Source organism: Brevibacterium sp. (genome assembly GCF_052105255.1).
Taxonomy (GTDB): domain Bacteria; phylum Actinomycetota; class Actinomycetes; order Actinomycetales; family Brevibacteriaceae; genus Brevibacterium; species Brevibacterium linens_B.
The window spans coordinates 22,876-44,178 of the sequence record NZ_JBQDYQ010000019.1 but is presented as its reverse complement, the minus strand read 5'-3'; the positions used below and the strand labels follow the sequence as shown (position 1 = coordinate 44,178).

18 protein-coding genes are annotated in these 21,303 nt (G+C 65.9%); 15 read left to right on the top strand and 3 right to left on the bottom strand.

The window, feature by feature from the left end:
• Positions 1 to 106: 106 nt before the first annotated feature.
• Positions 107 to 1,975, bottom strand: a complete 1,869-nt coding sequence (locus tag ACTIIH_RS07525) for an L-lactate permease (protein WP_441451310.1) — start codon at positions 1,973 to 1,975, stop codon at positions 107 to 109.
• A 281-nt stretch (positions 1,976 to 2,256) separates the two neighbouring features.
• Here ACTIIH_RS07525 and aceB point away from each other — a divergent pair, with 281 nt between their 5' ends.
• Both aceB and ACTIIH_RS07515 read left to right on the top strand, forming a co-directional pair.
• The gene (gene aceB, locus ACTIIH_RS07520; protein WP_441451309.1) at positions 2,257 to 3,861 is read left to right on the top strand and encodes a malate synthase A; all 1,605 of its coding nucleotides are present in this window, start codon (positions 2,257 to 2,259) and stop codon (positions 3,859 to 3,861) included.
• A gap of 216 nt (positions 3,862 to 4,077) precedes the next feature.
• On the top strand, positions 4,078 to 5,232 hold the full coding sequence (locus ACTIIH_RS07515) for an FAD-binding oxidoreductase (RefSeq protein WP_441451308.1): 1,155 nt from the start codon (positions 4,078 to 4,080) through the stop codon (positions 5,230 to 5,232).
• Between the two features lie 62 nt (positions 5,233 to 5,294).
• Here ACTIIH_RS07515 and ACTIIH_RS07510 read toward each other — a convergent pair whose 3' ends face one another.
• Together ACTIIH_RS07510 and ACTIIH_RS07505 are read right to left on the bottom strand one after the other, a co-directional pair.
• Positions 5,295 to 5,756: a universal stress protein gene (locus tag ACTIIH_RS07510; protein ID WP_441451307.1), complete on the bottom strand. Its 462-nt coding sequence runs from the start codon at positions 5,754 to 5,756 to the stop codon at positions 5,295 to 5,297.
• Between the two features lie 13 nt (positions 5,757 to 5,769).
• On the bottom strand, positions 5,770 to 7,275 hold the full coding sequence (locus ACTIIH_RS07505) for a CitMHS family transporter (protein WP_441451306.1): 1,506 nt from the start codon (positions 7,273 to 7,275) through the stop codon (positions 5,770 to 5,772).
• 143 nt (positions 7,276 to 7,418) lie between these two features.
• Between ACTIIH_RS07505 and ACTIIH_RS07500 the strand changes: the two genes are divergently transcribed.
• From ACTIIH_RS07500 to miaA, 13 genes are all read left to right on the top strand, one after another.
• Positions 7,419 to 9,419, top strand: a complete 2,001-nt coding sequence (locus ACTIIH_RS07500; protein ID WP_441451305.1) for an ATP-binding protein — start codon at positions 7,419 to 7,421, stop codon at positions 9,417 to 9,419.
• Positions 9,416 to 10,075 carry a response regulator gene (locus ACTIIH_RS07495; RefSeq protein ID WP_441451304.1) on the top strand — a complete coding sequence of 220 codons (660 nt, stop codon included), beginning with the start codon at positions 9,416 to 9,418 and terminating at the stop codon, positions 10,073 to 10,075. The genes ACTIIH_RS07500 and ACTIIH_RS07495 overlap by 4 nt, the downstream gene beginning before the upstream one ends.
• 460 nt (positions 10,076 to 10,535) lie before the next feature.
• Positions 10,536 to 13,325 carry a DNA translocase FtsK gene (locus ACTIIH_RS07490; RefSeq protein WP_441451303.1) on the top strand — a complete coding sequence of 930 codons (2,790 nt, stop codon included), beginning with the start codon at positions 10,536 to 10,538 and terminating at the stop codon, positions 13,323 to 13,325.
• Between the two features lie 125 nt (positions 13,326 to 13,450).
• The gene (pgsA, locus tag ACTIIH_RS07485; protein ID WP_441451302.1) at positions 13,451 to 14,143 is read left to right on the top strand and encodes a CDP-diacylglycerol--glycerol-3-phosphate 3-phosphatidyltransferase; all 693 of its coding nucleotides are present in this window, start codon (positions 13,451 to 13,453) and stop codon (positions 14,141 to 14,143) included.
• Complete coding sequence (locus tag ACTIIH_RS07480; protein WP_441091599.1) at positions 14,136 to 14,678, top strand: CinA family protein; 543 nt, start codon at positions 14,136 to 14,138, stop codon at positions 14,676 to 14,678. The genes pgsA and ACTIIH_RS07480 overlap by 8 nt, the downstream gene beginning before the upstream one ends.
• Before the next feature lie 177 nt (positions 14,679 to 14,855).
• Positions 14,856 to 15,185, top strand: a complete 330-nt coding sequence (locus ACTIIH_RS07475; RefSeq protein ID WP_441091598.1) for a helix-turn-helix domain-containing protein — start codon at positions 14,856 to 14,858, stop codon at positions 15,183 to 15,185.
• Positions 15,185 to 15,412, top strand: coding sequence for a DUF3046 domain-containing protein (locus ACTIIH_RS07470; protein ID WP_025779743.1), 228 nt, complete (start codon positions 15,185 to 15,187; stop codon positions 15,410 to 15,412). The genes ACTIIH_RS07475 and ACTIIH_RS07470 overlap by 1 nt, the downstream gene beginning before the upstream one ends.
• A gap of 63 nt (positions 15,413 to 15,475) precedes the next feature.
• Entirely contained in the window at positions 15,476 to 15,883 is a 408-nt protein-coding gene (locus tag ACTIIH_RS07465; RefSeq protein ID WP_441451301.1) for a VOC family protein, read from the top strand.
• Positions 15,884 to 16,074: 191 nt separating this feature from the next.
• Positions 16,075 to 17,166, top strand: a complete 1,092-nt coding sequence (gene recA, locus ACTIIH_RS07460; protein WP_101546901.1) for a recombinase RecA — start codon at positions 16,075 to 16,077, stop codon at positions 17,164 to 17,166.
• Positions 17,147 to 18,106 carry a regulatory protein RecX gene (locus ACTIIH_RS07455; protein WP_441451300.1) on the top strand — a complete coding sequence of 320 codons (960 nt, stop codon included), beginning with the start codon at positions 17,147 to 17,149 and terminating at the stop codon, positions 18,104 to 18,106. The genes recA and ACTIIH_RS07455 overlap by 20 nt, the downstream gene beginning before the upstream one ends.
• 35 nt (positions 18,107 to 18,141) lie before the next feature.
• Positions 18,142 to 19,638, top strand: coding sequence for a tRNA (N6-isopentenyl adenosine(37)-C2)-methylthiotransferase MiaB (gene miaB / locus ACTIIH_RS07450; RefSeq protein WP_441451299.1), 1,497 nt, complete (start codon positions 18,142 to 18,144; stop codon positions 19,636 to 19,638).
• Between the two features lies 1 nt (position 19,639).
• Complete coding sequence (locus ACTIIH_RS07445; protein WP_441451298.1) at positions 19,640 to 20,323, top strand: hypothetical protein; 684 nt, start codon at positions 19,640 to 19,642, stop codon at positions 20,321 to 20,323.
• A complete protein-coding gene (gene miaA / locus ACTIIH_RS07440; RefSeq protein ID WP_441451297.1) occupies positions 20,320 to 21,255 on the top strand; it encodes a tRNA (adenosine(37)-N6)-dimethylallyltransferase MiaA in 936 nt (311 codons plus the stop codon). Before ACTIIH_RS07445 ends, miaA begins: the two co-directional genes overlap by 4 nt.
• Positions 21,256 to 21,303 lie beyond the last annotated feature (48 nt).

The following is a 21,303-nucleotide window of genomic DNA, read 5'->3' as shown; positions in this document are numbered from 1 at the left end:
TGCCAAAAGGCGATGAGGCTCGCTGCGGGAATGATTCGCGCGGGCGGCTGCGTTCAGGTGCGGGAACGATCCGCGCGGACGGCACAGCCAAGCGCGAGCGGCTGCGTCAGGCGCGAGCGGTGGGCTCCGGATCGTCGTCGGCCGTGCCTTCGCTGCCACCGGCCGCCCTGACGCCGACCCCAGGCAGCGGCTTGCCCGGGGAGCGGCGGATCATCACCACGACCACGGCGAGGCCGATGATGATCGCGGTGAGGACGACGGTGCCCGCATTGAAGCCCAGACCGTTGAGGCCGATGAACGCCAGAGCGCCCGCGGTCAGCGAATAGACGAGCATCGGGATCGAGGTGCGACGAATGAGCTCACCCTCCCGACCGATGAGGCCCACCGTCGCCGAGGCGGCCACGACGTTGTGGACGGCCACCATATTTCCAGCGGCGCCACCGACCGCCTGAGCCGCGACCACGGTCTCAGGGCTGGCCGCGCCGATCGCGGTGCCGGTGGAGAACTGGAACTGCGAGAACATGACGTTCGAAACCGTGTTCGACCCTGCCACGAATGCACCCAGCGCACCGGCGAACGGGGCGAACAGCGGCCAGGCGTCGCCGACCGAGCTGGCGGCCGCCTCGGCGAGGGTGACCGGCATCGAATCCAGGCCGGCCCCGTTGTAGTCGGCACCGGAGTTGATGAACACGCGCACCAGCGGCAGGGAACACAGCAGAGCAACGGCCGCGCCGGCGATCTGCGAACCGGCGATCTGCCACGAGCCTGCCACCTGCTTCCTCGTCATCCGGTGGATGAAGTACGTCAGCCCGCAGGCGAGGACGAAGATCGCTCCCGGCGACCACAGCAGATCCATGTTCTGACTGATCGGGGTGCCGAAGATGTTATCGATCTTGATCACGGCCGGACCGGTGAGGAACTCCTTGATCGCGGGCACATTGCGCGTGATGAGCAGCAGAGCGACGACGATGAGATAGGGCGACCAGGCGCGGGCCAGCGACATCTTCTTCGTCAGCTGCGCCTTCTCCTTGTTCGGGTCGACCGTGCCCATCCAGAACGACGGCCACGTCTCACGCGGAGCGAAGTCCCAGGTCTTCTTCGGCATGAGGAAGCCCATCCGGGAGGTCGTCACGACGATGGCCAGACCGATGAGTCCGCCGAGCAGCGACGGGAACTCGGGCCCGAGCACATTGGCCACGATGAGGTAGGGCACGATCATCGCCACCGCCGCATAGATCGCGAACGGGGCGATGGCCAGACCGTCGGCGAATCGCCGATTGGCACCGAAGAACCCGGTCATCATGCACGAAAGCAGCAGCGGGATGAGAATGCCGCAGCAGGCGTGGATGAGCGCGACCTGGGCGGCGGTGTGAGCGACGAACTCGGCCTGGCCGAGGCCGAGCTGACCGGCGCGTTCGGCGACATCGGCCGACATCGAGCCGTCCTCCTGAGACAGTCCGGTGCCGATGCCCACGACCATCGGGGTGCCCACGGCGCCGAAGCTCACCGGAGTCGACTGAATGATGAGACCGGCGAGGACCGCGGCGATCGCGGGGAAGCCGAGGGCCAGCAAGAGCGGGGCGACCACGGCCGCCGGAGTGCCGAAGCCGGCGGCACCCTCGATGAAGGAGCCGAAGAGCCAGGCGATGATGATGACCTGCACGCGCCGGTCCGGGGAGATCGCGATGAACCCCGAGCGGATCGTCTCGATCGCTCCGGACCGGGTGACCGTGGCCAGCAGCAGAAGCGCGCCGAAGACGATCCACAGCAGTCCGATCGCGACGAGGAGGCCCTGGACGACCGATGCGCCGATCGTCACCCACTCGATCTGCCAGGCGAAGTTCGCCACGAGCGCGGCAGCGATCAGTCCGATCGGCATGGCGTATTTCGCAGGCCACCGGAATCCGATGAGAAGGATTCCGGCCAAGAGGATGGGGGAGAGGGCCAAGAGAGCTGCAACAGCGAGGTTGTCCACTTTTCAGTCCGATCCGCGGCGTCGTTGCCGCATCGGCGAATCCATGAGCGATGTCCCTCTCATCTTCTCCAGCAGCCTGGGCAGAGTCAATGACCACGCGGTCTCGAATGCAGGATAGGGTTTGACGAGACGTGCATCACCTCATATTCTTTCGTTGTGTGAACAAACATTTTCACAATGTGAAAGTTTCGCAGTCAAAACCCCGTTGACCAGCGAACAAATCGCATCACCAGATGTGGATAAGGACGCAGCACCGATGTGCTGACTAAGGAGAACCATCGATGACCGCTCATATCGAAAACCTGGACATCCCCGCCGGGATGGAGATCACCGGTGAGCTGCCGGACGGGGCTGAGAAGGTCCTCACGCCCAAGGCGCTTGAGCTCATCGTCGACCTGCACCGGAAGTTCAACGGCGGCCGCCTCGAGCGCCTCGAGGCTCGCAGGGAACGCCAGGCCGAGATCGCCGCAGGCAAGGACCTCGACTTCCTCGAAGAGACCGCTGAGATCCGCAACGATCCCTCCTGGCAGGTCGCACCCCCGGCACCCGGTCTCGAAGACCGCCGCGTCGAGGTCACCGGCCCCACCTACAAGAAGATGACGATCAACGCGCTCAACTCCGGCGCGAAGGTGTGGCTGGCCGACCAGGAAGACGCGAACACCCCGCAGTGGGACTCGGTCATCCAGGGCCAGATCAACCTGCTCGACTCGCTCAACCGCGAAATCGACTTCACCTCGCCTGAGGGCAAAGAATATAAGCTTGCCCCCGACGAGGAGCTGCCGACCATCGTCGTGCGCCCCCGCGGCTGGCACATGCCCGAGAAGCACATCCTCATCGACGGCGAGGAGACCTCCGGTTCGCTCGTCGACTTCGCGCTCTACTTCGCCACCGCCGGTCAGATCCAGATCGAGAAGGGCCGCGGCCCCTACTTCTACCTCGCGAAGATGGAGTCCCACCTCGAGGCCCGCCTGTGGAACCAGGTCTTCGAGCACGCTGAGGATGCCTTCGGCCTGTCCCGCGGCACCATCCGCGCCACCGTGCTCATCGAGACCTACCCCGCAGCCTTCGAGATGGAAGAGATCCTCTACGAACTGCGTGAGCACTCGGCCGGCCTCAACGCCGGACGCTGGGACTACATCTTCTCGGTCATCAAGTACTACCGCTCCCGCGGCTCCGACTACCTGCTGCCGGACCGTTCGGACGTGACGATGACGGTGCCGTTCATGCGCGCCTACACCGAACTGCTCGTGCGGACCTGCCACAAGCGCGGGGCACACGCCATCGGCGGAATGTCCGCGTTCGTCCCCTCGAAGGACGAAGCCGCGAACAGAGCCGCCTTCGACAAGGTGCGTGAAGACAAGTCGCGTGAGGCCTCCAAGGGCTTCGACGGCTCCTGGGTCGCTCACCCCGGAATGGTCGCACTCTGCAAGGAGGTCTTCACCGAGACCCTCGGCGACAAGCCCAACCAGATCGACAACAAGCGCGAAGACGTCAATGTCACCGCTGCCGATCTGCTCGACGTGAAGTCGACCCCGGGTGCGATGACCGAGGCGGGCTTGCGCACCAACGTGTCCGTCGGCATCCAGTACCTGCGTGCCTGGCTCGAAGGCAACGGCGCTGTCGCCATCAACGGACTCATGGAAGACGCCGCGACCGCCGAGATCTCCCGCTCCCAGGTGTGGCAGTGGTGTGATGCTGGTATCACCCTCGACTCCGGTGAGACGGTGACGAAGGAACTCGTCGAGCGCATCGTCGCCGAGGAGGTCGCCAAGCTGCCCGGTGACGACTCAGGTTGGAAGGACGCCACCGACACCTTCGTCTCGGTCGCCCTCGACCCCGAGTACGTCGACTTCCTCACTCTGCCGGCCTACGCCCGCATGCCGTGATCCGCAGGTCGTGATCGACTCCGGCCCTGCTGCGTGCCCCGACTCGGGCAAGCAGGTCCACGGCCGGTGACGACACCGAACGCCCCCGAAATCTGTGCAATGCGCACCGATTTCGGGGGCGTTCTTCGCTAAGCTCGACATACACACGCAAGCGACGGTTGCGGACCGACCCGCAGGCGGGAGGCGCCGATAACGGATGGATTGACGGAGGTGGGGATGAGCCTGAGCACAGACGCACTGCCCCGACTGGCCGGTCCCAGGGGCATCGCCGAACTCTCCGAACTCATGGCCCGCGCCCACGCCGAGAACCGTACCGTCGCCGTGTTCGGCGGCGGCACTGCCTTCGACGATCATCCGCCCGCGTCCACTCCGGGCCTGCTCATCGACCTGACCTCCATCGCCGAGGTGGCCGACCAGTCCGGCGACACCATCCGGGCCGGAGCCGGAACCCGGATCAGCGCCCTGACCGGGTTCGCCGCCCAATCAGGACAGGAGATCCTCGCTGATCTTCCCCGCGACCGCATCGACGCCGGCGCCACGCTGGGCGGAATGATCGCCACCGCGGCCACCGGGCCCCGCTGCCTGCGCCGTCCCCGCCTGGCCGAGACCGTGGAATCCGTGACGGTTATCGCCGCCGACGGGACCATCGCCCGCACCGCTGACGGCCTTCATCCGGATCTGGGCCGTCGCGCTCTGCCGCGCCTCATCACCGGATCCTGGGGGACCCGGGCGATCATCGCCGAAGCCGAGATCCGTCTGACCGAGCGACCCGAAACGCAGAGATTCGTGTGGATTCCCGGCACCGAGGCGGCCTGCGACCTTCTGACCGCCCGTCGCGTTCCCGACGCGGTCGTCATCGAACGCCCAGCCGGTTCGCCGGCGGCGACAGTTGTTCTCATCGAAGGGGAGACCGACGATGTCGAGGAGGAGGCGGGCCACCTCGTCGATCGTGTTCCCGGCGCGACTCCGTGCGCCGAGCCGGAATGGTGGGGTCGCAGAGCGCGGCTGGCCGCGACCATCGAGCTGTCGGTGGCACCGAGCTTCATTCCGACCCTCATCGATGCCGTCGACCGGCTGGAGACGACGATCGGCTATCCGCTGCAGCTGCGCGGCAGCGCGACAGGGTCCTTCGAACTGGGCGTCGGCGCCCCGGATTCCGAGCCCGGAGTGGCCACGCGCGTGGTCCTCGAACATCTGCGCAGCTTCGGACTGCACTTCATCGCCGCCCGGCTCATCCATGCGCCCGCATCGGTCTGGGATGAGGTCGACGCGTGGGGCCCGCAGCCGGGCCGGCAGGGTCTGGTAGAGCTCAAGTCGCTCGTCGATCCGCGCGGAATCCTCGCCCCGGGCCGCGGAATCGCCGGGGTCTAGCGCCGCGCGACTGACGCGGCACGACTGGTGCCGCGTACCGGGCCGCGACCTGTCCCGGACTGCTACTTCACCAACAGCACCGGGCACTCGGCTTCGAGGATGACCTGCTGCGCACTCGACCCGAGCAGCAGCTTCACGACGGGTGAGCGGCGCTTCGTGCTCATGACGATCACCGCGGCGTCGTGCTCCTCGGCCAGGCCGAGGATCTGCTCGGCCGGATCGGGACCGGCACGGTGGACGGCATACTCGAGTCCCGCCTCGGCGAGGGCCGTGCCCAACTTCGTGCATTCGGCCAGGGAGGACGTCGACGGGGCTGTCGTCGTATCCGTGCCGAACATGACCGCCTGCACCGCCGCGTTCTCACGGCGGGCCGCGGCGATTGCCTGCTCGAGCACATCGTCCGAAGCATCCGGACGCAGTGCCAAAACCACGGTCGCGGCAGCCGAACCGACGCCCGGTGAGGCGGTGACCTGCCGGGACGGGGCAGGGAAGCGGCGCTGTGGAGCCGAATAGAGATCAGTCATCGTAGGTCCCCGTTCAGCCGATTCCGATGACGCCGAGGGCGACACCCACGGCGAGCATGACGAGGGCGACGATGAGTGCGCGCCACAGCACCTTCTTGTGGTGATCGCCGAGTTCGACACCGGACAGGGACACGAGCAGCAGGATAGCGGGTACGAGCGGCGACTGCATGTGCACGGGCTGCCCGGTGATCGAGGCGCGGGCCATATCTGCCGCGGAGATGCCGAAGTGGGAAGCGGTCTCGGCGAGCACGGGGAGGATGCCGAAGTAGAAGGCGTCGTTGCTCATGAAGAACGTCATCGGAATCGACAGCAAGCCGGTGATGACGGCCATGTAGGGCCCCATCGAGTTCGGGATGACCGCGACGAGCCATTCGGCCATCGCATCGACCATTCCGGTGCCGGACATGATGCCGGTGAGCACGCCTGCGGCCATGACCATGGCCACGACGGAGATGATCGCGGTCGCGTGGGAGGCGAGCTCCTCCTGCTGGTCCTTCATCTTCGGGAAGTTGACCATGAGTGCGATGACGGTGCCGATCATGAACAGGTACGGCAGCGGGAGGATGTCGACGATGAGCAGGACCATCACGGCCACGGTCAGGGCCAGGTTGAACCAGAACAGCTTCGGACGCAGGGTCGCGCGGTTGGGATCGAGCGCGGTGTTCGACAGGCCCGAACCAGTTCCGGCGGATCCGTCTGTGTCGTTCGCGGAGGTGGGTCCGGCCTCGGGGGTGGTGTCATCATTCGCCGAGGCGGCCGACCCGAATCCGTGTCCGTGTCCAACCGTGGTCGCACCGTTCCCGCCGCCCGCGGACGAACCCGCGGTCGTGCTGGCTCCGGCCACGGCGCCGACGAGGTCCCTGCGACGGTTCGATCCGCGGTCGGAGACCCAGGCGACGCCGTTCTTGGCCAGGCGGCGGCGTTCGGAGATGCCGAGCACATAGGCGAAGATGAGGCACACGAGCAGGCCGGCCACCAGGGACGGGACCATGGGGACGAAGATCTCGTTCGCGTCGATCTGCAGCGCCGAGGAGGCTCGGGCCGTCGGTCCGCCCCACGGGACGATGTTGAGGGTGCCGTTGATGAGACCGGCCACGCAGGTGAGCACCACGGGAGACATCTCGAGGCGCTGGTAGATCGGCAGCATGGCCGCAGTGACGACGATGAACGTCGTCGATCCGTCGCCGTCGAGCGACACGGCACCGGTGAGCAGCGCAGTGCCGAGGACGACCTTGACGGGGTCGTTGCCGGCGACCTTGAGGATGAACTCGACGAGCTTGTCGAAGAGGCCGACGTCGATCATGATGCCGAAGTAGATGATGGCGAAGAGCAGCAGCGCTGCCGTCGACGACATCGAGGCGATCGCGTCCATGACCATCTCTCCGATGCCCAGACCGGCCCCGGCGAAGAGGCCGAAAATCGTGGGCACGAGAATGAGTGCGAGGATCGGCGAGAGTCGTTTGGTCATGATCAGCGTCATGAAGACTGCGATCATGGCGAAACCGAGGATGACAAGCACGAGCTTCTCCTTCGAAGGCGAATGTGAGGCTCGAAACACCGTAGGGCCCAGATCGCGGGCCGCGCTCGCTTGTGTGCACTGATGGCGTTTAGATCGTTGACCGCCTTTTGCGCATTTCGCTCACACGCGGCTACGCTGAACGCGTGTCCCGGCCCCACCGTTCGTTCTCCCGACGTGTGCTGATCTCTCAGCTCGCGCTTGTCATCGTGATCCTCGCCCTGGTCACCGGAGTGTTCGCGTGGATGGGGGCGCGCACCGTCACGGAGGTGACCGAGACGAAGGCGCTGGCCACTGCCCGCACCTTGGCGATCGATCCGGCCGTCCGTGCCGCCGCCACGCAGGCTTCGGCCGAACACGCCGATGAGCCCGATGAGCAGATCGTGGAATCGATGTTGGCGATCACCGATGATCTGCGCGACCGCTCGGGCATCACCTTCGCCGTCATCACTGACGACCGCGGCATCCGACTCACCCACCCCGACCGGTCGAAGATCGGGCACAAGGTCTCGACCTCGCCGGATGAGGCACTGGCCGGACGCGAGAACGTCTCCCACGAATCCGGAACCCTGGGCGAGACGGTGCGGGCGAAGGTGCCGATCTATTCGACCGAGGACGGCAAGACCGTCGTCGGTGAGGTCTCGGTCGGCATCTTCGCCTCCGTGCTCGATGCCGACGTCCGCCGGGAGATGCTGCTGCTCGGAACTGTGGCAGTGCTTGCGCTGGCCCTTGGGGTCGGTGTCTCGTATTGGCTCGGCCGCCGGCTGCGGCGGGAGACGCTCGGAGTCGGACCCGAAGAGCTCGCCGAGATGGCTCGCGACCAAGGTGCCGTGCTCCACGGCCTCGACGACGGAGTGCTCGGTTTTGACACGAACGGCAAGCTGACTCTGAGCAATTCGAACGCAAAGAAGCTGCTCGGGGCGAACCGCCACGACGCTGGTTCGACCGTCTCCGGCGGGGACGACGGAGCCGCCCCGGCAAAGAACGTCGATCGCGCGCACGGCGCGGACCGTGTGAACGGAACGGCGGGCGCATATGGGGGAGCCGCCTCGGCGGGGGATTCCGACCGCGAACTGGCCGCCGTCTCTGACGACGAGCTCGTCACTGTGCCGGACGAGATCACCGCGCTCATGGCCGAAGCCCCGGCGGACGCAGCCTTGCGGCGGCGGATCACGATCGGCGACCGGATCCTGCTGGCCACAGCCGTGCGGGTCCAGCGCGACGGGGTGTCGGTCGGCGGGGTCGTGACCCTCCGCGACGAGACCCAGATGCTCACGATGGCTCGCCAGCTCGAATCCGTCACCGCGATGGCGCGGGCCCTGCGCACCCAGCGCCACGAGTTCGCCAACCGGCTGCACACCGTGCTCGGCCTCGTCGACACGGGCGCCACCGATGAGGCCCACACCTATCTGTCCTCCCTTTTGGGCACCGGGCCGATCACGACCCCCGTCGGGGACATCGACCTCATCTCCGACCCGTACCTGCGCGCCGTTCTGGAAGCGAAGGGCACGACCGCCGCGGAGGCGGGAGTGGCCCTGGCAGTCACCCCCGACTCCTTGGCCGTAGGTGCGGTCCGCGACCCGGAAGCGGTCACGCTCATCCTCGGCAACCTCATCGACAATGCCGTGCGTGCGGCCGTCGCTGGTCAGCGGTATGCCGAGGACGGAGGCCGAGTCGAAGTGCAGGTGCTCAGCTCCGGGACGGAACTCCACGCGGTCGTCACGGACACCGGCGACGGGATCGACGACGAGGTGGCGGGGAAGATCTTCGACGAGGGATTCTCGACTTCGACGGCCGCCTCGGCGCCGGATTTCGGGATCGGACTCACTTCAGGGACCGGCACCGGGGACGGCCACGGACTCGGCATCGGACTTGCGCTCAGCCGCCGGGTCGCTCAGAAGGGCGGGGGAGCGGTGTGGCTCATCGATGGCCACGATCCGGACCTTGGCGGGGCGAGCTTCGGCGTACGCCTGCCCGATGCGCTCGACGATCCTGACGGCGCGGGCGACGACGGCGACGACGGCGATGCGGTCGCTGACGGTGCGGGCGACGTGACAGCGGCAGGCTGCGCGGGCGGCGCGGGCGCTGACGGCGCGGGCGATGTGACGGTCGCCGACGACGATTTCCCAACTGATGAGGAGAGATGATGGTCAACGTTCTCGTGCTCGATGACGACTTCTTCGTCGGGCAGATCCATGCCCGCTATGTCGACGAGGTGCCCGGCTTCACGGCGCTCGAACCCGTCCGCGACCTGAAGACAGCGGGCGAGATCATCGTCGAGCACGACGTCGACCTGCTTCTCGTCGACTATGTGCTGCCCGAGGGCACCGGTGTCGACCTCATCCGCGAGACCGATATCGATGCCATCGTGCTCTCGGCGGTCACGGATCCGCAGGTGGTCCGCTCGGCGCTGCGCGCGGGGGCGATGACGTACATCGTCAAGCCCTTCGCCGCCGAGGTGCTGCAGAACTTCCTGCGCCGCTACGCTCGATTCCTCCGCTATTGGGAGCGGGAGAAGGTCGGACAGGCCGACCTCGAGCGGCAGCTGCGCAACCTCCACGATGCCGCGGCCGTCGGCGGAACCGGGGCGAGCCCGGCGGGTTCGTCGACGACGACGCGGATCCTTGCCGCACTCGAGGAGGCGAGCGGTCCGATGACGGCTCTCGAGGTCGCCGAGGCGGTCGGTGCTTCCCGTGCGACCGCGCAGCGGCATCTGGCGAAGCTCGCCGAGGCCCGCACGATCACCGTTTCCTTGCAGTACGGGTCGACCGGCCGCCCCGAGCACCTCTACGCCACCCGCTGAGGTGGGGCGGGCTCGTCCCGGTCACTCTCGATCTCTTTCGATCGACGGCTTCGGCGCTGCCTGGCCGCAGTGATTCTGCCGCCAACCGCAAGTCCGGCCGCCCAGATTCTGCCGCCAACGGCCAGTTAAGTGTGCGCAGATTGCCAAAATCGGGAAGAAAATGTGCAATCTGAGCACACTTAACTCGCCTGCGGCCGCGAAATCGCATGTTCCGGGCTAACGCAGCCGCGGTGACACGCGGGGCCGAACATCGCCCCTGGTGGCACGCCGAAACCTGCGGATTTGCTGGGCAGGAGCCAGGTATCGTCCTAAGATGAGAGACATGGCGACCAGAACGACTTCCCCCGCTTCTGGTTCCGGGAAACGCACAGCGCGCAAGAACGCTGGTCGGTCCGGTCAAGCGGGGACCGAAGAACCCGGGACAAACGTTGTCACCGGTGCATGGAGGGGAGTGGCCCACATGGCCGGAAACCGTGCGCGTAAGACTCTCAGCGACGAACCGACCGATCAATCACCGACGAAGCGGGACGGCACAGCCTTCTTCCTCATCGGACTCTCGATCATCATCGCCGCCTTCGAATGGTGGAACATCCCCGGCGCGATCAGCGACGCCGTCCGCGGAATCGTCGAAGGCACCTTCGGTCGGGTGGCACTCGCCCTGCCGGTGGTCTTCACCTGCTATGCGATCCGCCTGTTCCTGCGCGGCGACGACAACCGCGGCAACAACCGCATCCTCATCGGGACGATCTTCGGTCTGCTCGCCGCCTCGGGGCTGGCACATATCGCCGCGGGCAACCCGACCTTCACGAACTCCCGCGAAGCCATGGCCAACGGGGGAGGCGCGCTCGGATTCGTCGTGTCCTCACCGCTGGTCGTTGCGACCACCGTGTACGTGGCGGTGCCGCTGCTCGTCCTCCTCGGACTGTTCTCCCTGCTGGTGGTCACCGCGACACCGGTGCGCGCGATTCCCCGCCGCCTCACCGACCTGTACTACCGACTCACCGGCGGTGCCCGACCCGAAACCGACGCCGAGGCGGCCGAGACCAAACAGTCCGACCTCGTTGCCGAGAACGGCCGCACCTCCGACCTCAAACCCGTGATGGGCGCCAAGCGCCGCAGTCGGAAGAAGAAGACCGAGATCCCCGAGGCCGACTCGGATGCCGCCGACGACGACACCGCGACGAAGGCCTACGACAAGGCCTACATCCACGAGGATGACGTCAGCGACGAAGACGCCGACACCACGCGCATCGAAACCAGCCCGGAGCCCAAGCTCAAGCCCGGCCAGCGCCGGCCCACCAAGGCCGAACGAGAGATGGCCGAGCTGAAGAAGACCATCGGGATGGACGACGACGCCGCGAACCAGGCGAAGAAGTCCGAGCCCGCTGCCGCCTCGGCGCCGGTGCCGATCACGAACGCACCGGCACCTCCGCCCACGGAGCAGCTGCCCGAACGCGTCGAGCAGCTCACCCTGGCCGGCGATGTCACCTACACCCTGCCCGCCTCCGACAACCTCCAGCCCGGACCTCCGGCCAAGGAACGCTCCGAGGCCAACGACCGTGTCGTCGAAGCCCTGCGCGATGTGCTCGAGCAGTTCAAGATCGACGCCGAGGTCACCGGGTTCTCCCGCGGACCGACGGTCACCCGCTACGAGGTGGAGCTCGGCGCCGGCACGAAGGTCGAGAAGGTCACGGCGCTGTCGAAGAACATCGCCTACGCCGTGGCCAGCGCCGATGTGCGCATCCTCTCGCCGATCCCCGGCAAGAAGGCCATCGGCATCGAGATCCCGAACACCGACCGTGAGAACGTGGCCCTCGGCGACGTGCTGCGATCGAAGGCCGCCCGCAAGACCGACCACCCCATGGTCATGGGCGTGGGCAAGGACGTCGAAGGCGGATTCGTCGTCGCCGATCTGTCGAAGATGCCCCACCTGCTCGTCGCCGGTGCCACCGGTGCCGGTAAGTCGAGCTTCGTCAACTCCATGATCACCTCGATCATGATGCGCGCGACCCCCGACGAGGTCCGCATGATCCTCGTCGACCCCAAGCGCGTCGAGCTGACGATCTACGAAGGCATCCCGCACCTGATCACCCCGATCATCACGAACCCGAAGAAGGCCGCCGAGGCGCTCGAATGGGTCGTGCGCGAAATGGACGCCCGCTACGACGACCTCGCGAACTACGGCTTCAAGCACGTCAACGAGTTCAACAAGGCCGTCCGCGAAGGTCGCATCCAGCCGCCCGCCGGATCCGAACGCGTCCTCCAGCCCTACCCGTACCTGCTGGTCGTCGTCGACGAGCTCGCCGACCTCATGATGGTCGCCCCGCGCGACGTCGAAGCCTCGATCCAGCGCATCACGCAGCTGGCCCGTGCCGCCGGCATCCACCTGATCCTCGCCACGCAGCGCCCCAGCGTCGACGTCGTCACCGGTCTCATCAAGGCCAATGTGCCCTCGCGTCTGGCGTTTGCGACCTCATCGCTGGCCGACTCGCGAGTCGTGCTCGACCAGCCCGGCGCGGAGAAGCTCATCGGTCAGGGTGACGCCCTGTTCCTGCCGATGGGTGCGGCCAAACCGATGCGTGTCCAGGGCGCCTGGGTCAACGAGTCCGAGATCGAGAAGGTCGTCGAACACGTCAAGAGCCAGCTGACCCCGAATTACCGCGAAGACGTGGCCGTCGAAGCGCCGAAGAAGCAGATCGACGAGGACATCGGAGACGACCTCGAACTGCTGCTCCAGGCGATCGAGCAGGTCGTCACCACGCAGTTCGGCTCGACCTCGATGCTCCAGCGCAAGCTCCGCGTCGGCTTCGCCAAAGCCGGTCGCCTCATGGACCTCATGGAGTCCCGGGGCATCGTCGGGCCCTCCGAGGGATCGAAGGCCCGCGATGTGCTCGTGCGCCCCGACGATCTGCCCGGCACCCTGGCCATCATCAAGGGCGAGACCCCGCCCGACGGTGATTCGTCCGGCGCGGCGGCTGACGCCCCGACCGACGGGGGCCAGGGCCACGGCCACACCGGGCAGTCCGGATCCGGGCACGCGTCGGCGGCCGGGGACTACGACGAGGAGTTCGACGACGACTACGGGAACACCTCCCACGGCTCGGCGTCGTCCAGCTCAGCATCGTCCGACCGATACGCGAACGGAGTCGGCCATGCTGGCGACCTCACCGTCGGCGACGTCGACCCGGAGACCGGGCTCGAGGTCGTCGAAGCCGCAGGAGAGGACGCCTGGCAGCTCACCGGCCGCTGAACCGATCCGAACCCCACCCCTCGCCGAGGCGGCTCACCGTTGCGACGGTGCGCCGCCTCGGCGATGATCGTCGTCATTCCTATTGTTGGAATGATCTGCACAGCTCATTCCGATAGGCTGGAAGCGTGAACGATCGAGTCGAGGCCGGAGCCTCCCAGCAGCCCGCAGCAGAACCGAGTCCGTGGAACATTCCGAACGCACTCACGGTGCTGCGCATCCTCATGGTGCCCCTGTTCCTCGTGCTCCTGCTGACCGACGGCGGCAACGATGTGACCCTGCGCTGGTGGGCGCTCGTCGTGTTCCTGCTGGCCATGTTCACCGACTTCGTCGACGGCTACCTGGCCAGGCGGAACAACCTCATCACGAACTTCGGCAAGATCGCCGATCCCATCGCTGACAAATCACTCATGGCAGCCGCACTCATCGGTCTGGCGATCATCGCCGAACTGCCCTGGTGGGTGCCCGTGATCATCCTCGTCCGCGAATTCGGCATCACCGTGCTGCGGTTCTTCATGATCCGCATTGCGGTCATGCCCGCCTCGCGCGGCGGCAAGATCAAGACCGTGCTGCAGACGGCGGCAATCGGGCTGTTCCTGATGGTCTTCCCGCTCTCGGACGTGCTGCCCTCGGTCGTCTCCGTCATCCTCCTCGTCGTCGCCTGGATCATCATGGCCGCGGCCATCGTCGTCACCATCGTCACCGGCGTCGACTACTGCGTGCAGGCGGCCAAGCTGTACAAGGACGCGAAGAACGGCAACGGCGGGGATGCGCCGAGTGCTGGGGACACACAGACCGGCGGGGACCCGCAGCGTGGCTGAGTCCGAGCTCATGGCGACCGCGCGTCGCATCATCTCCACCTGTTCTCAGCTTGGGATCTCGCTGGCGTCGGCGGAATCGCTGACCGGCGGACGCTTCGTCGCCTCTCTCGTCGACGTGCCGGGCGCTTCGGCAGTGGTGCGCGGGGGACTTGTCACCTACGCCACCGACCTCAAGGCGAGCCTGGCCGGAGTGAACGCCGACCACCTCGAGGAGACGGGACCGATCGACCCGGTCGTGGCCGCACAGATGGCTGTCGGCACGGCCGTGCAGTGCGTCGCCGACATCGGGATCTCCTGCACCGGGGTCGCCGGTCCCGATCCGCAGGACGACAAACCCGTCGGACTCGTGTACACCGCGATCGCCTTCGGCGGGAAGGCGAAGGTCTTCGAACACGAGTTCACCGGTGACCGTGATGCCATCCGCAGCCAGACGGTACAGGCGATGGCGGTCAACCTCGACGACTTCGTGCGCGAACTCGCCTTCGGGCCGGAAGCCGGGCAGGGGACAGCCGATCATGAGTCGATCGCGGAATAAGTCCGACCGCTGTGGGGTTGACCGGGTGATGACCATCGGACGAAAATTCTCCAAAGTCTTCGAATGGACTGGCAATACCATCCGCTCGGGGCACCAGGTTGGTGCTGTGTCACGGCCAGGTTGTAAGGTTGTTGGAACTATATTGACGGGACGCGCTGACAAAGGGAGGGCCGCGTTATGTTACTGAGAGTCGAAATCGGCGACGCACTACGTTCCGCCCGCCGTCGTCAAGGACGCACCCTTCGCGATGTCTCGACCGGGGCCAGCGTTTCGCTGGGCTACCTCAGCGAGATCGAGCGCGGACAGAAGGAAGCCTCATCGGAGCTGCTGTCGGCGATCTGTGAAGCACTCGATCTGCCGCTGTCGGCACTGCTGTCGTCCGTGTCCGATCGCTTCGCACTCGAAGAGGGCGTGCAGATCCCCGACACCATTCCGCAGGAGCTCTCGGACAAGATCCTCGGTCACCCCGAGGGATACACTTCTCCGCGGCTGGCTGCCAAGCCCTGATGCGGCACACGCTCTACTGGATCCTCATGAACGAGGAGTTCGGTGAGGCTCGTGCCGCCTCCCTGCATACCGACCTCACTCTGAGCTCATTGGGTTCACGAACCGCGGCGCAGGCATTCGAAGCCGGTGTCGAACCCCGCGATATCTGGATCGCCGTGTGCGACTCCATGGGCGTTCCCGAATCCCGACGGCTCGGCAAGGAGAAGCCGCGCTCGACTCCGTTCTGATTTCTCGAAGCTGCGCGAAACCTTCTCTGTCGGCGCGGTGTCGGCCGAGTGTAGACTGACCGCATGAATCAGGCCGTCCCGTTCATCACCTTCCAGCCCAGCCGCGGCCAGAGCGCCGCCGAAGCCATGGATGCCTATGTCGAGCTCTTCGCGGACGGTCGCGTGATCCTCGACAATCGCTACGGTCCCGAGGGACCGGGTGCCGAGGGCACGGTCATCATGTCCGAGATCGAGATCGCCGGCCAGAGACTGCGGTTGAGCGACAGCTTCGTCGCCCACGAGTGGGACATCACCCCTGGGGTGTCGCTCATGGTCGACTGCGAATCGGCCGAGGAGCTCGAACGCCTCTTCACCGCACTGAGCTCGCAGGGGACTGTGTTCATGCCGCTCGACGACTACGGATTCGGACCGTTCGGCTGGGTGGGCGACCGTTTCGGTCTCACCTGGCAGCTGGGCCTGGCGTCGGCCTAGATTCGACGGAGACACGCGACACACCCGAATATATAGAACACCTGTTCCCATCTGGGTTATCCTGGTGAGGAATCACGGGACCTGTGACCATGAGTGGCTGGTTATCCACGGGGGAATCGCTTCCTCTGTCGTTATGTCAGTGCCATCTTCTAGCCTTGGTCTCAAAGGAAAAGCAACGAAGAGGAGACGTCATGGCACGTACACCCAAGAACCTTCAGGTTCCCACCGGCGGCGACAAGTCGAAGGCACTCGAAGCCGCAATGGGCCAGATCGATCGCAACTACGGCAAGGGCGCGATCATGCGCCTCGGCGACGGTGTGCGTGAGCCCATCGCCTCCATCCCGACCGGTTCGGTCGCACTCGACATCGCTCTGGGCATCGGCGGTCTGCCGCGCGGTCGCGTCGTCGAGATCTACGGTCCGGAATCCTCCGGTAAGACGACCGTGGCTCTCCACGCCGTCGCGAATGCTCAGAAGGCCGGCGGAATCGCCGGGTTCATCGATGCTGAGCACGCACTCGACCCGGAGTATGCGAAGAAGCTCGGCGTCGACACCGATCAGCTCCTCGTCTCCCAGCCGGACACCGGTGAGCAGGCTCTCGAGATCGCCGATATGCTCATCCGCTCCGGGGCCCTCGACGTCATCGTCATCGACTCCGTCGCGGCCCTTGTGCCCAAGGCCGAAATCGAAGGCGAGATGGGCGACAGCCACGTCGGCCTGCAGGCTCGCCTGATGTCACAGGCACTGCGTAAGATCACCGGTGCCCTGGCCCAGTCGAAGACCACCGCGATCTTCATCAACCAGCTGCGTGAGAAGGTCGGCGTCTTCTTCGGTTCGCCGGAGACCACCTCGGGCGGTAAGGCGCTGAAGTTCTACGCCTCCGTGCGCATCGACGTCCGCCGCATCGAGACCCTCAAGGAAGGTCAGGACGCGGTCGGCAACCGGACCCGTGCGAAGATCGTGAAGAACAAGGTCGCTCCGCCGTTCAAGCAGGCCGAGTTCGACATCCTCTACGGCCACGGCATCTCCCGCGAAGGCAGCCTCATCGACATGGGCGTCGACAATGGCATCGTGCGCAAGTCCGGTTCCTGGTTCACCTACGACGGCGATCAGCTGGGCCAGGGCAAGGAGAACGTCCGCAACTTCCTCCGCGACAACCCGGGTCTGGCCGAAGAGATCGAGCTGAAGATCAAGCACAAGCTCGGCCTGATCCAGGTCGACGAACCCGAGGAAGGCACCGAGGCGGCCGGAGAAGCACAGACGGATGACGTCGAAGTCTCCTGACGCCTCGTCGACTGACGACGAGTACAGCGGTCACGAGCCCACCGCAGCGACCGATACGGTCGGTGCGAGGGACTTCGGCCGGAACGACTCGTCTCAGACCGAGACGCTCTCGCAGCTGCGCAGCGCGATCTCGGAGATCGACCAACGTCACGCCGAAGGAGAGGCCGGATTCTTCGCCGGTCTCTCCGGACTCGACGACGGTGATGTCACCGGCGGCAACGGTCGTACCGGCAGCCGAAAGAGTTCCGGGTCGAAGCGCAAGAAGAACTCCAACGGCTGGAAGCGACAGCAGCAGGAACCGGACAACGGGTGGGTCGAGGGCGATACCGACTCGACTCCGGATTTCATCGATGTCCCTGATTTCCTTGCCGCCGAGAATGATGGTCCAGATTTCCTCGCGAGCGATGGCAATGCCGCGCCCGACTTCGCTGCCGGTCCCGGCCTGAGCTTCGATGACGACGAGGACGAGGCGCCCGACTTCGATGCGGACTACGCCCAGGCGAAGAAGACGGCGATGAACATGCTCGCCATGCGCGACCACTCCAGCGACGAACTGCGCAAGAAGCTCCTCAAACGCGACCTCATGCCCGAAGCGATCGATGTCCTCATCGAGAAGCTCAAGGACTCGCGTCTGCTCAACGACGAAGAATTCGCCCACCGCTTCGCACGGGCACAGCGCGAGAACCGGAAGCTCTCCCGATCCGTGCTCAAACGCGAACTCAGCAAGAAGGGCATCAGTGCCGAACTGGCCGCCGACGCAGTGGCCGAGATCGACGGTGAGGAAGAACTCGCCCGCGAAGTCGCCGAGAAGAAAGCCGCCTCCACCCGGCGTCTCGAGTATGCCGTGCGAGAGCGCCGAATCCTCGGCATGCTCGCCCGCCGCGGCTTCCCCTCGGCGATCTGCATCAAGGTCACACGGGAAGTGCTCGCAGAAGACTGAAACGGCACGTGGGGAGCGGCTAGAATGGGTGCGCCATGACTGAACTGATTGACTCCCCGACGACATCCGGAACCACCCCTCGCAGCTACGAGGTCAAGACCTACGGATGTCAGATGAACGTGCACGACTCCGAGCGTCTATCCGGACTGCTCGACGACGCCGGCTACGTTCAGGCGAACACCGACGACCAGGCCGACGTCGTCGTCTTCAACACCTGTGCCGTCCGCGAAAACGCGGACAACCGCCTCTACGGCAACCTCGGCCAGCTCGCGAAGGTCAAAGAAAACCACCCGGGCCTCCAGATCGCCGTCGGCGGATGCATGGCACAGAAAGACCGGGACACGATCGTGAAGAAGGCCCCGTGGGTCGACGTAGTCTTCGGCACCCACAATATGGGATCCTTGCCGGCGCTGCTCGAACGCGCCCGCCACAACGAGGAAGCCCAGGTCGAGATCCTCGAAAGCCTCGACGTTTTCCCCTCCACCCTGCCCAGCCGCCGCGAATCCCAGCACTCCGGATGGGTGTCGATCTCGGTCGGTTGCAACAACACGTGCACCTTCTGCATCGTGCCCAGCCTGCGCGGCAAAGAGAAGGACCGCCGCCCCGGCGACATCCTCGCCGAAGTCGAAGCCCTCGTCGCCGACGGCGTCGTCGAAGTCACCCTGCTCGGCCAGAACGTCAACTCCTACGGCGCCGAATTCCGCGACAAAGGCGCATTCGCAAAACTGCTGCGCGCCGTCGGCAACGTCGACGGGATCGAACGGGTCCGCTTCACCAGCCCGCACCCAGCCGCCTTCTCCGACGACGTCATCGACGCAATGGCAGAGACCCCGACAGTCATGCCGCAGCTGCATATGCCGCTGCAGTCCGGTTCGGACACGATTCTCAAATCAATGCGGCGGTCCTACCGGACCAAGCGGTTCATGAACATCCTCGACTCCGTGCGCGAACGCATCCCGCACGCTGCCATCACCACCGATATCATCGTCGGCTTCCCCGGAGAGACCGAAGAGGACTTCCAGGGCACGATGGACATCGTCCGCCGCGCCCGCTTCTCCCAGGCCTTCACCTTCCAGTACTCCATCCGCCCCGGGACACCGGCGGCCACGATGGACGACCAGGTGCCGAAGGACGTCGTTCAGGAACGTTTCGAACGCCTCACCGCACTCCAGGACGAGATCGCCTGGGACGAGAACAAGGCCCAGATCGGCCGTGAGGTCGAGGTGCTCGTGACCAAACTGCCCCATTCCGATTCCCCACGACTGAGCGGTCGCGCCGAAGACAATCGACTCGTCCACGTCGGAATCCCCGAAGCCGCCCAGATGCCGCGGCCCGGTGATTTCGTCACCGCCACCGTCACCGAGGCGAAGCCCTACTTCCTTCTCGCCGATTCCGGATTCTCCGTGCGCCCGTCCCGCGCCGGTGATGCCTACGACCGGGCACAGGCCGACAGCTGCGGTGCACCGAGCCCCGGCCAGAGTGCTGCCGGTACGACGAATCTCGGCATGCCGACCATCCGCGCCCGCGGCTGAGATGGGCGCCTTCGCCATCATTCCGGCAGCCCCCGTGCTGCTCGAGAACATCGACCGCAGCGAGACAGCGCGAATGGTCGAACTGCGGACCGTCATCCGCGACACAGTGAGGACGCAGACCCATTGGGCCCTGCCCATCGAGACCCTGCCACCCGTGGCCGGGCTCGGTGGGTGGGGAATCGACCGCGGAGTCGATACTCGCACCGGCCGGCTGCTGTCCGGGACCGACTGGGTCGAAGCCGTTGACACACTGACGACAGATGAACGAGGACTCGCCGAGGCGGCCGACTCCGCCGTTATCGTCGCGCTCCTACATGCTCACGCCGCCGGAGTCGAGGTCGGACCGCTCGGGACGAGCGAGAACCTGCTGCTGCCCATCGATCTCTCGGCGGCCGCCACTGAGCGCGCCCCATTGGCTCCGATCGGCGGAGCCGCCGAATTCGATGCCGAGATCGTCGAGTCACTGACGAGCGGTGGTGCTGCCCAGAGTGGGTCCACTATCGACATCAGCCGACTGTCCGACCTCTGTTCCCGGGCCGCGGGCGTCCATGCGAACCTCACGATGTTCCACAACGGCCTGCGCCATATATCCGAGCAAGGAGCGAGCCTGACTTCTCCGAAAATCACTGTGGACGAGCGAGTCCACGACGTACGTTCACTGTGTGGCATCGGAACCTGGGCATGACCGAGATGCCCGAGGAGCAGAACTCAGAAACGATCATCACCGTCGTCGGAGCCACCGCCACAGGAAAATCGGACCTTGCACTGGATCTGGCCGACCACCTCGGCGGGGAGATCATCAACACGGATTCGATGCAGTTCTATCGCGGGATGGACATCGGCACAGCGAAGCTGCCGGTCGATGAGCGGCGGGGGATCGCGCACCATCTCATCGACATCCTCGATGTCACCGAAGAAGCGAACGTTCAAGACTTTCAGGCACGTGCCCGGGCGGCGATCGCGGACATTCGGGGGCGCGGACTGCGCCCGATCCTCGTCGGCGGGTCCGGGCTCTACGTGCGTGCTGCGGTCGACCATATGGAGTTCCCGGGCACCGACCCCCATCTGCGGGCCCGCCTCGAGGCCGAGGTCGCCGTCGACCGGTGGGCGCTGCATCAGAAGCTGCGCGAACTCGACCCGCAAGCAGCCGAGAAGATCACTGTCAACGACCAACGACGCATTGCGCGAGCCCTCGAAGTCATCGAACTCACGGGCCGTGCCTTCAGCGCTCAGCTGCCGGACTACCAGGAGATCGAGCCGACCATCCACCTGGGACTGAGCATGGACCGAGCCGTCCTCCATGCTCGCATCGCTGCCCGCGTCGAACTGATGTGGGACCAGGGCTGGGTCGACGAGGTGCGGCGTCTGCTCGAGGCCGGATTGGCTGAGGGCAAGACCGCCTCTCGTGCCATCGGATACGCACAGATCCAGCGCCACCTGTCCGGAGAGCTCACCGCCGCCGAGGCGCAGGAGGAGACGACGGTGAGGACCCGACAGTTCGCGCGCCGACAAGACACCTGGTTCCGTCGTGATCCGCGCATCCACTGGATCGACGGCAGCGCCGCCGACGCCGAGGCGAACCTGGCGGCCGCGCTCGACGTGCTGGGCGGGCACTGACGACATAGCGGCCGAGCTAGACATGGCGGCCGGGCTCGATGTCCTGAA

What these genes read in the sequence shown, in the direction of transcription:
- ACTIIH_RS07495 (WP_441451304.1), top strand. Translation starts at nt 9,416, where the DNA reads ATGATGGTCAACGTTCTCGTGCTCGATGACGACTTCTTCGTCGGGCAG.
- miaB (WP_441451299.1), top strand. Translation starts at nt 18,142, where the DNA reads ATGACTGAACTGATTGACTCCCCGACGACATCCGGAACCACCCCTCGC.
- ACTIIH_RS07510 (WP_441451307.1), bottom strand. Translation starts at nt 5,756, where the DNA reads ATGACTGATCTCTATTCGGCTCCACAGCGCCGCTTCCCTGCCCCGTCC.
- recA (WP_101546901.1), top strand. Translation starts at nt 16,075, where the DNA reads ATGGCACGTACACCCAAGAACCTTCAGGTTCCCACCGGCGGCGACAAG.
- ACTIIH_RS07465 (WP_441451301.1), top strand. Translation starts at nt 15,476, where the DNA reads ATGAATCAGGCCGTCCCGTTCATCACCTTCCAGCCCAGCCGCGGCCAG.
- ACTIIH_RS07515 (WP_441451308.1), top strand. Translation starts at nt 4,078, where the DNA reads ATGAGCCTGAGCACAGACGCACTGCCCCGACTGGCCGGTCCCAGGGGC.
- ACTIIH_RS07445 (WP_441451298.1), top strand. Translation starts at nt 19,640, where the DNA reads ATGGGCGCCTTCGCCATCATTCCGGCAGCCCCCGTGCTGCTCGAGAAC.
- ACTIIH_RS07470 (WP_025779743.1), top strand. Translation starts at nt 15,185, where the DNA reads ATGCGGCACACGCTCTACTGGATCCTCATGAACGAGGAGTTCGGTGAG.
- ACTIIH_RS07490 (WP_441451303.1), top strand. Translation starts at nt 10,536, where the DNA reads ATGGCCGGAAACCGTGCGCGTAAGACTCTCAGCGACGAACCGACCGAT.
- ACTIIH_RS07475 (WP_441091598.1), top strand. Translation starts at nt 14,856, where the DNA reads ATGTTACTGAGAGTCGAAATCGGCGACGCACTACGTTCCGCCCGCCGT.
- ACTIIH_RS07455 (WP_441451300.1), top strand. Translation starts at nt 17,147, where the DNA reads ATGACGTCGAAGTCTCCTGACGCCTCGTCGACTGACGACGAGTACAGC.
- miaA (WP_441451297.1), top strand. Translation starts at nt 20,320, where the DNA reads ATGACCGAGATGCCCGAGGAGCAGAACTCAGAAACGATCATCACCGTC.
- aceB (WP_441451309.1), top strand. Translation starts at nt 2,257, where the DNA reads ATGACCGCTCATATCGAAAACCTGGACATCCCCGCCGGGATGGAGATC.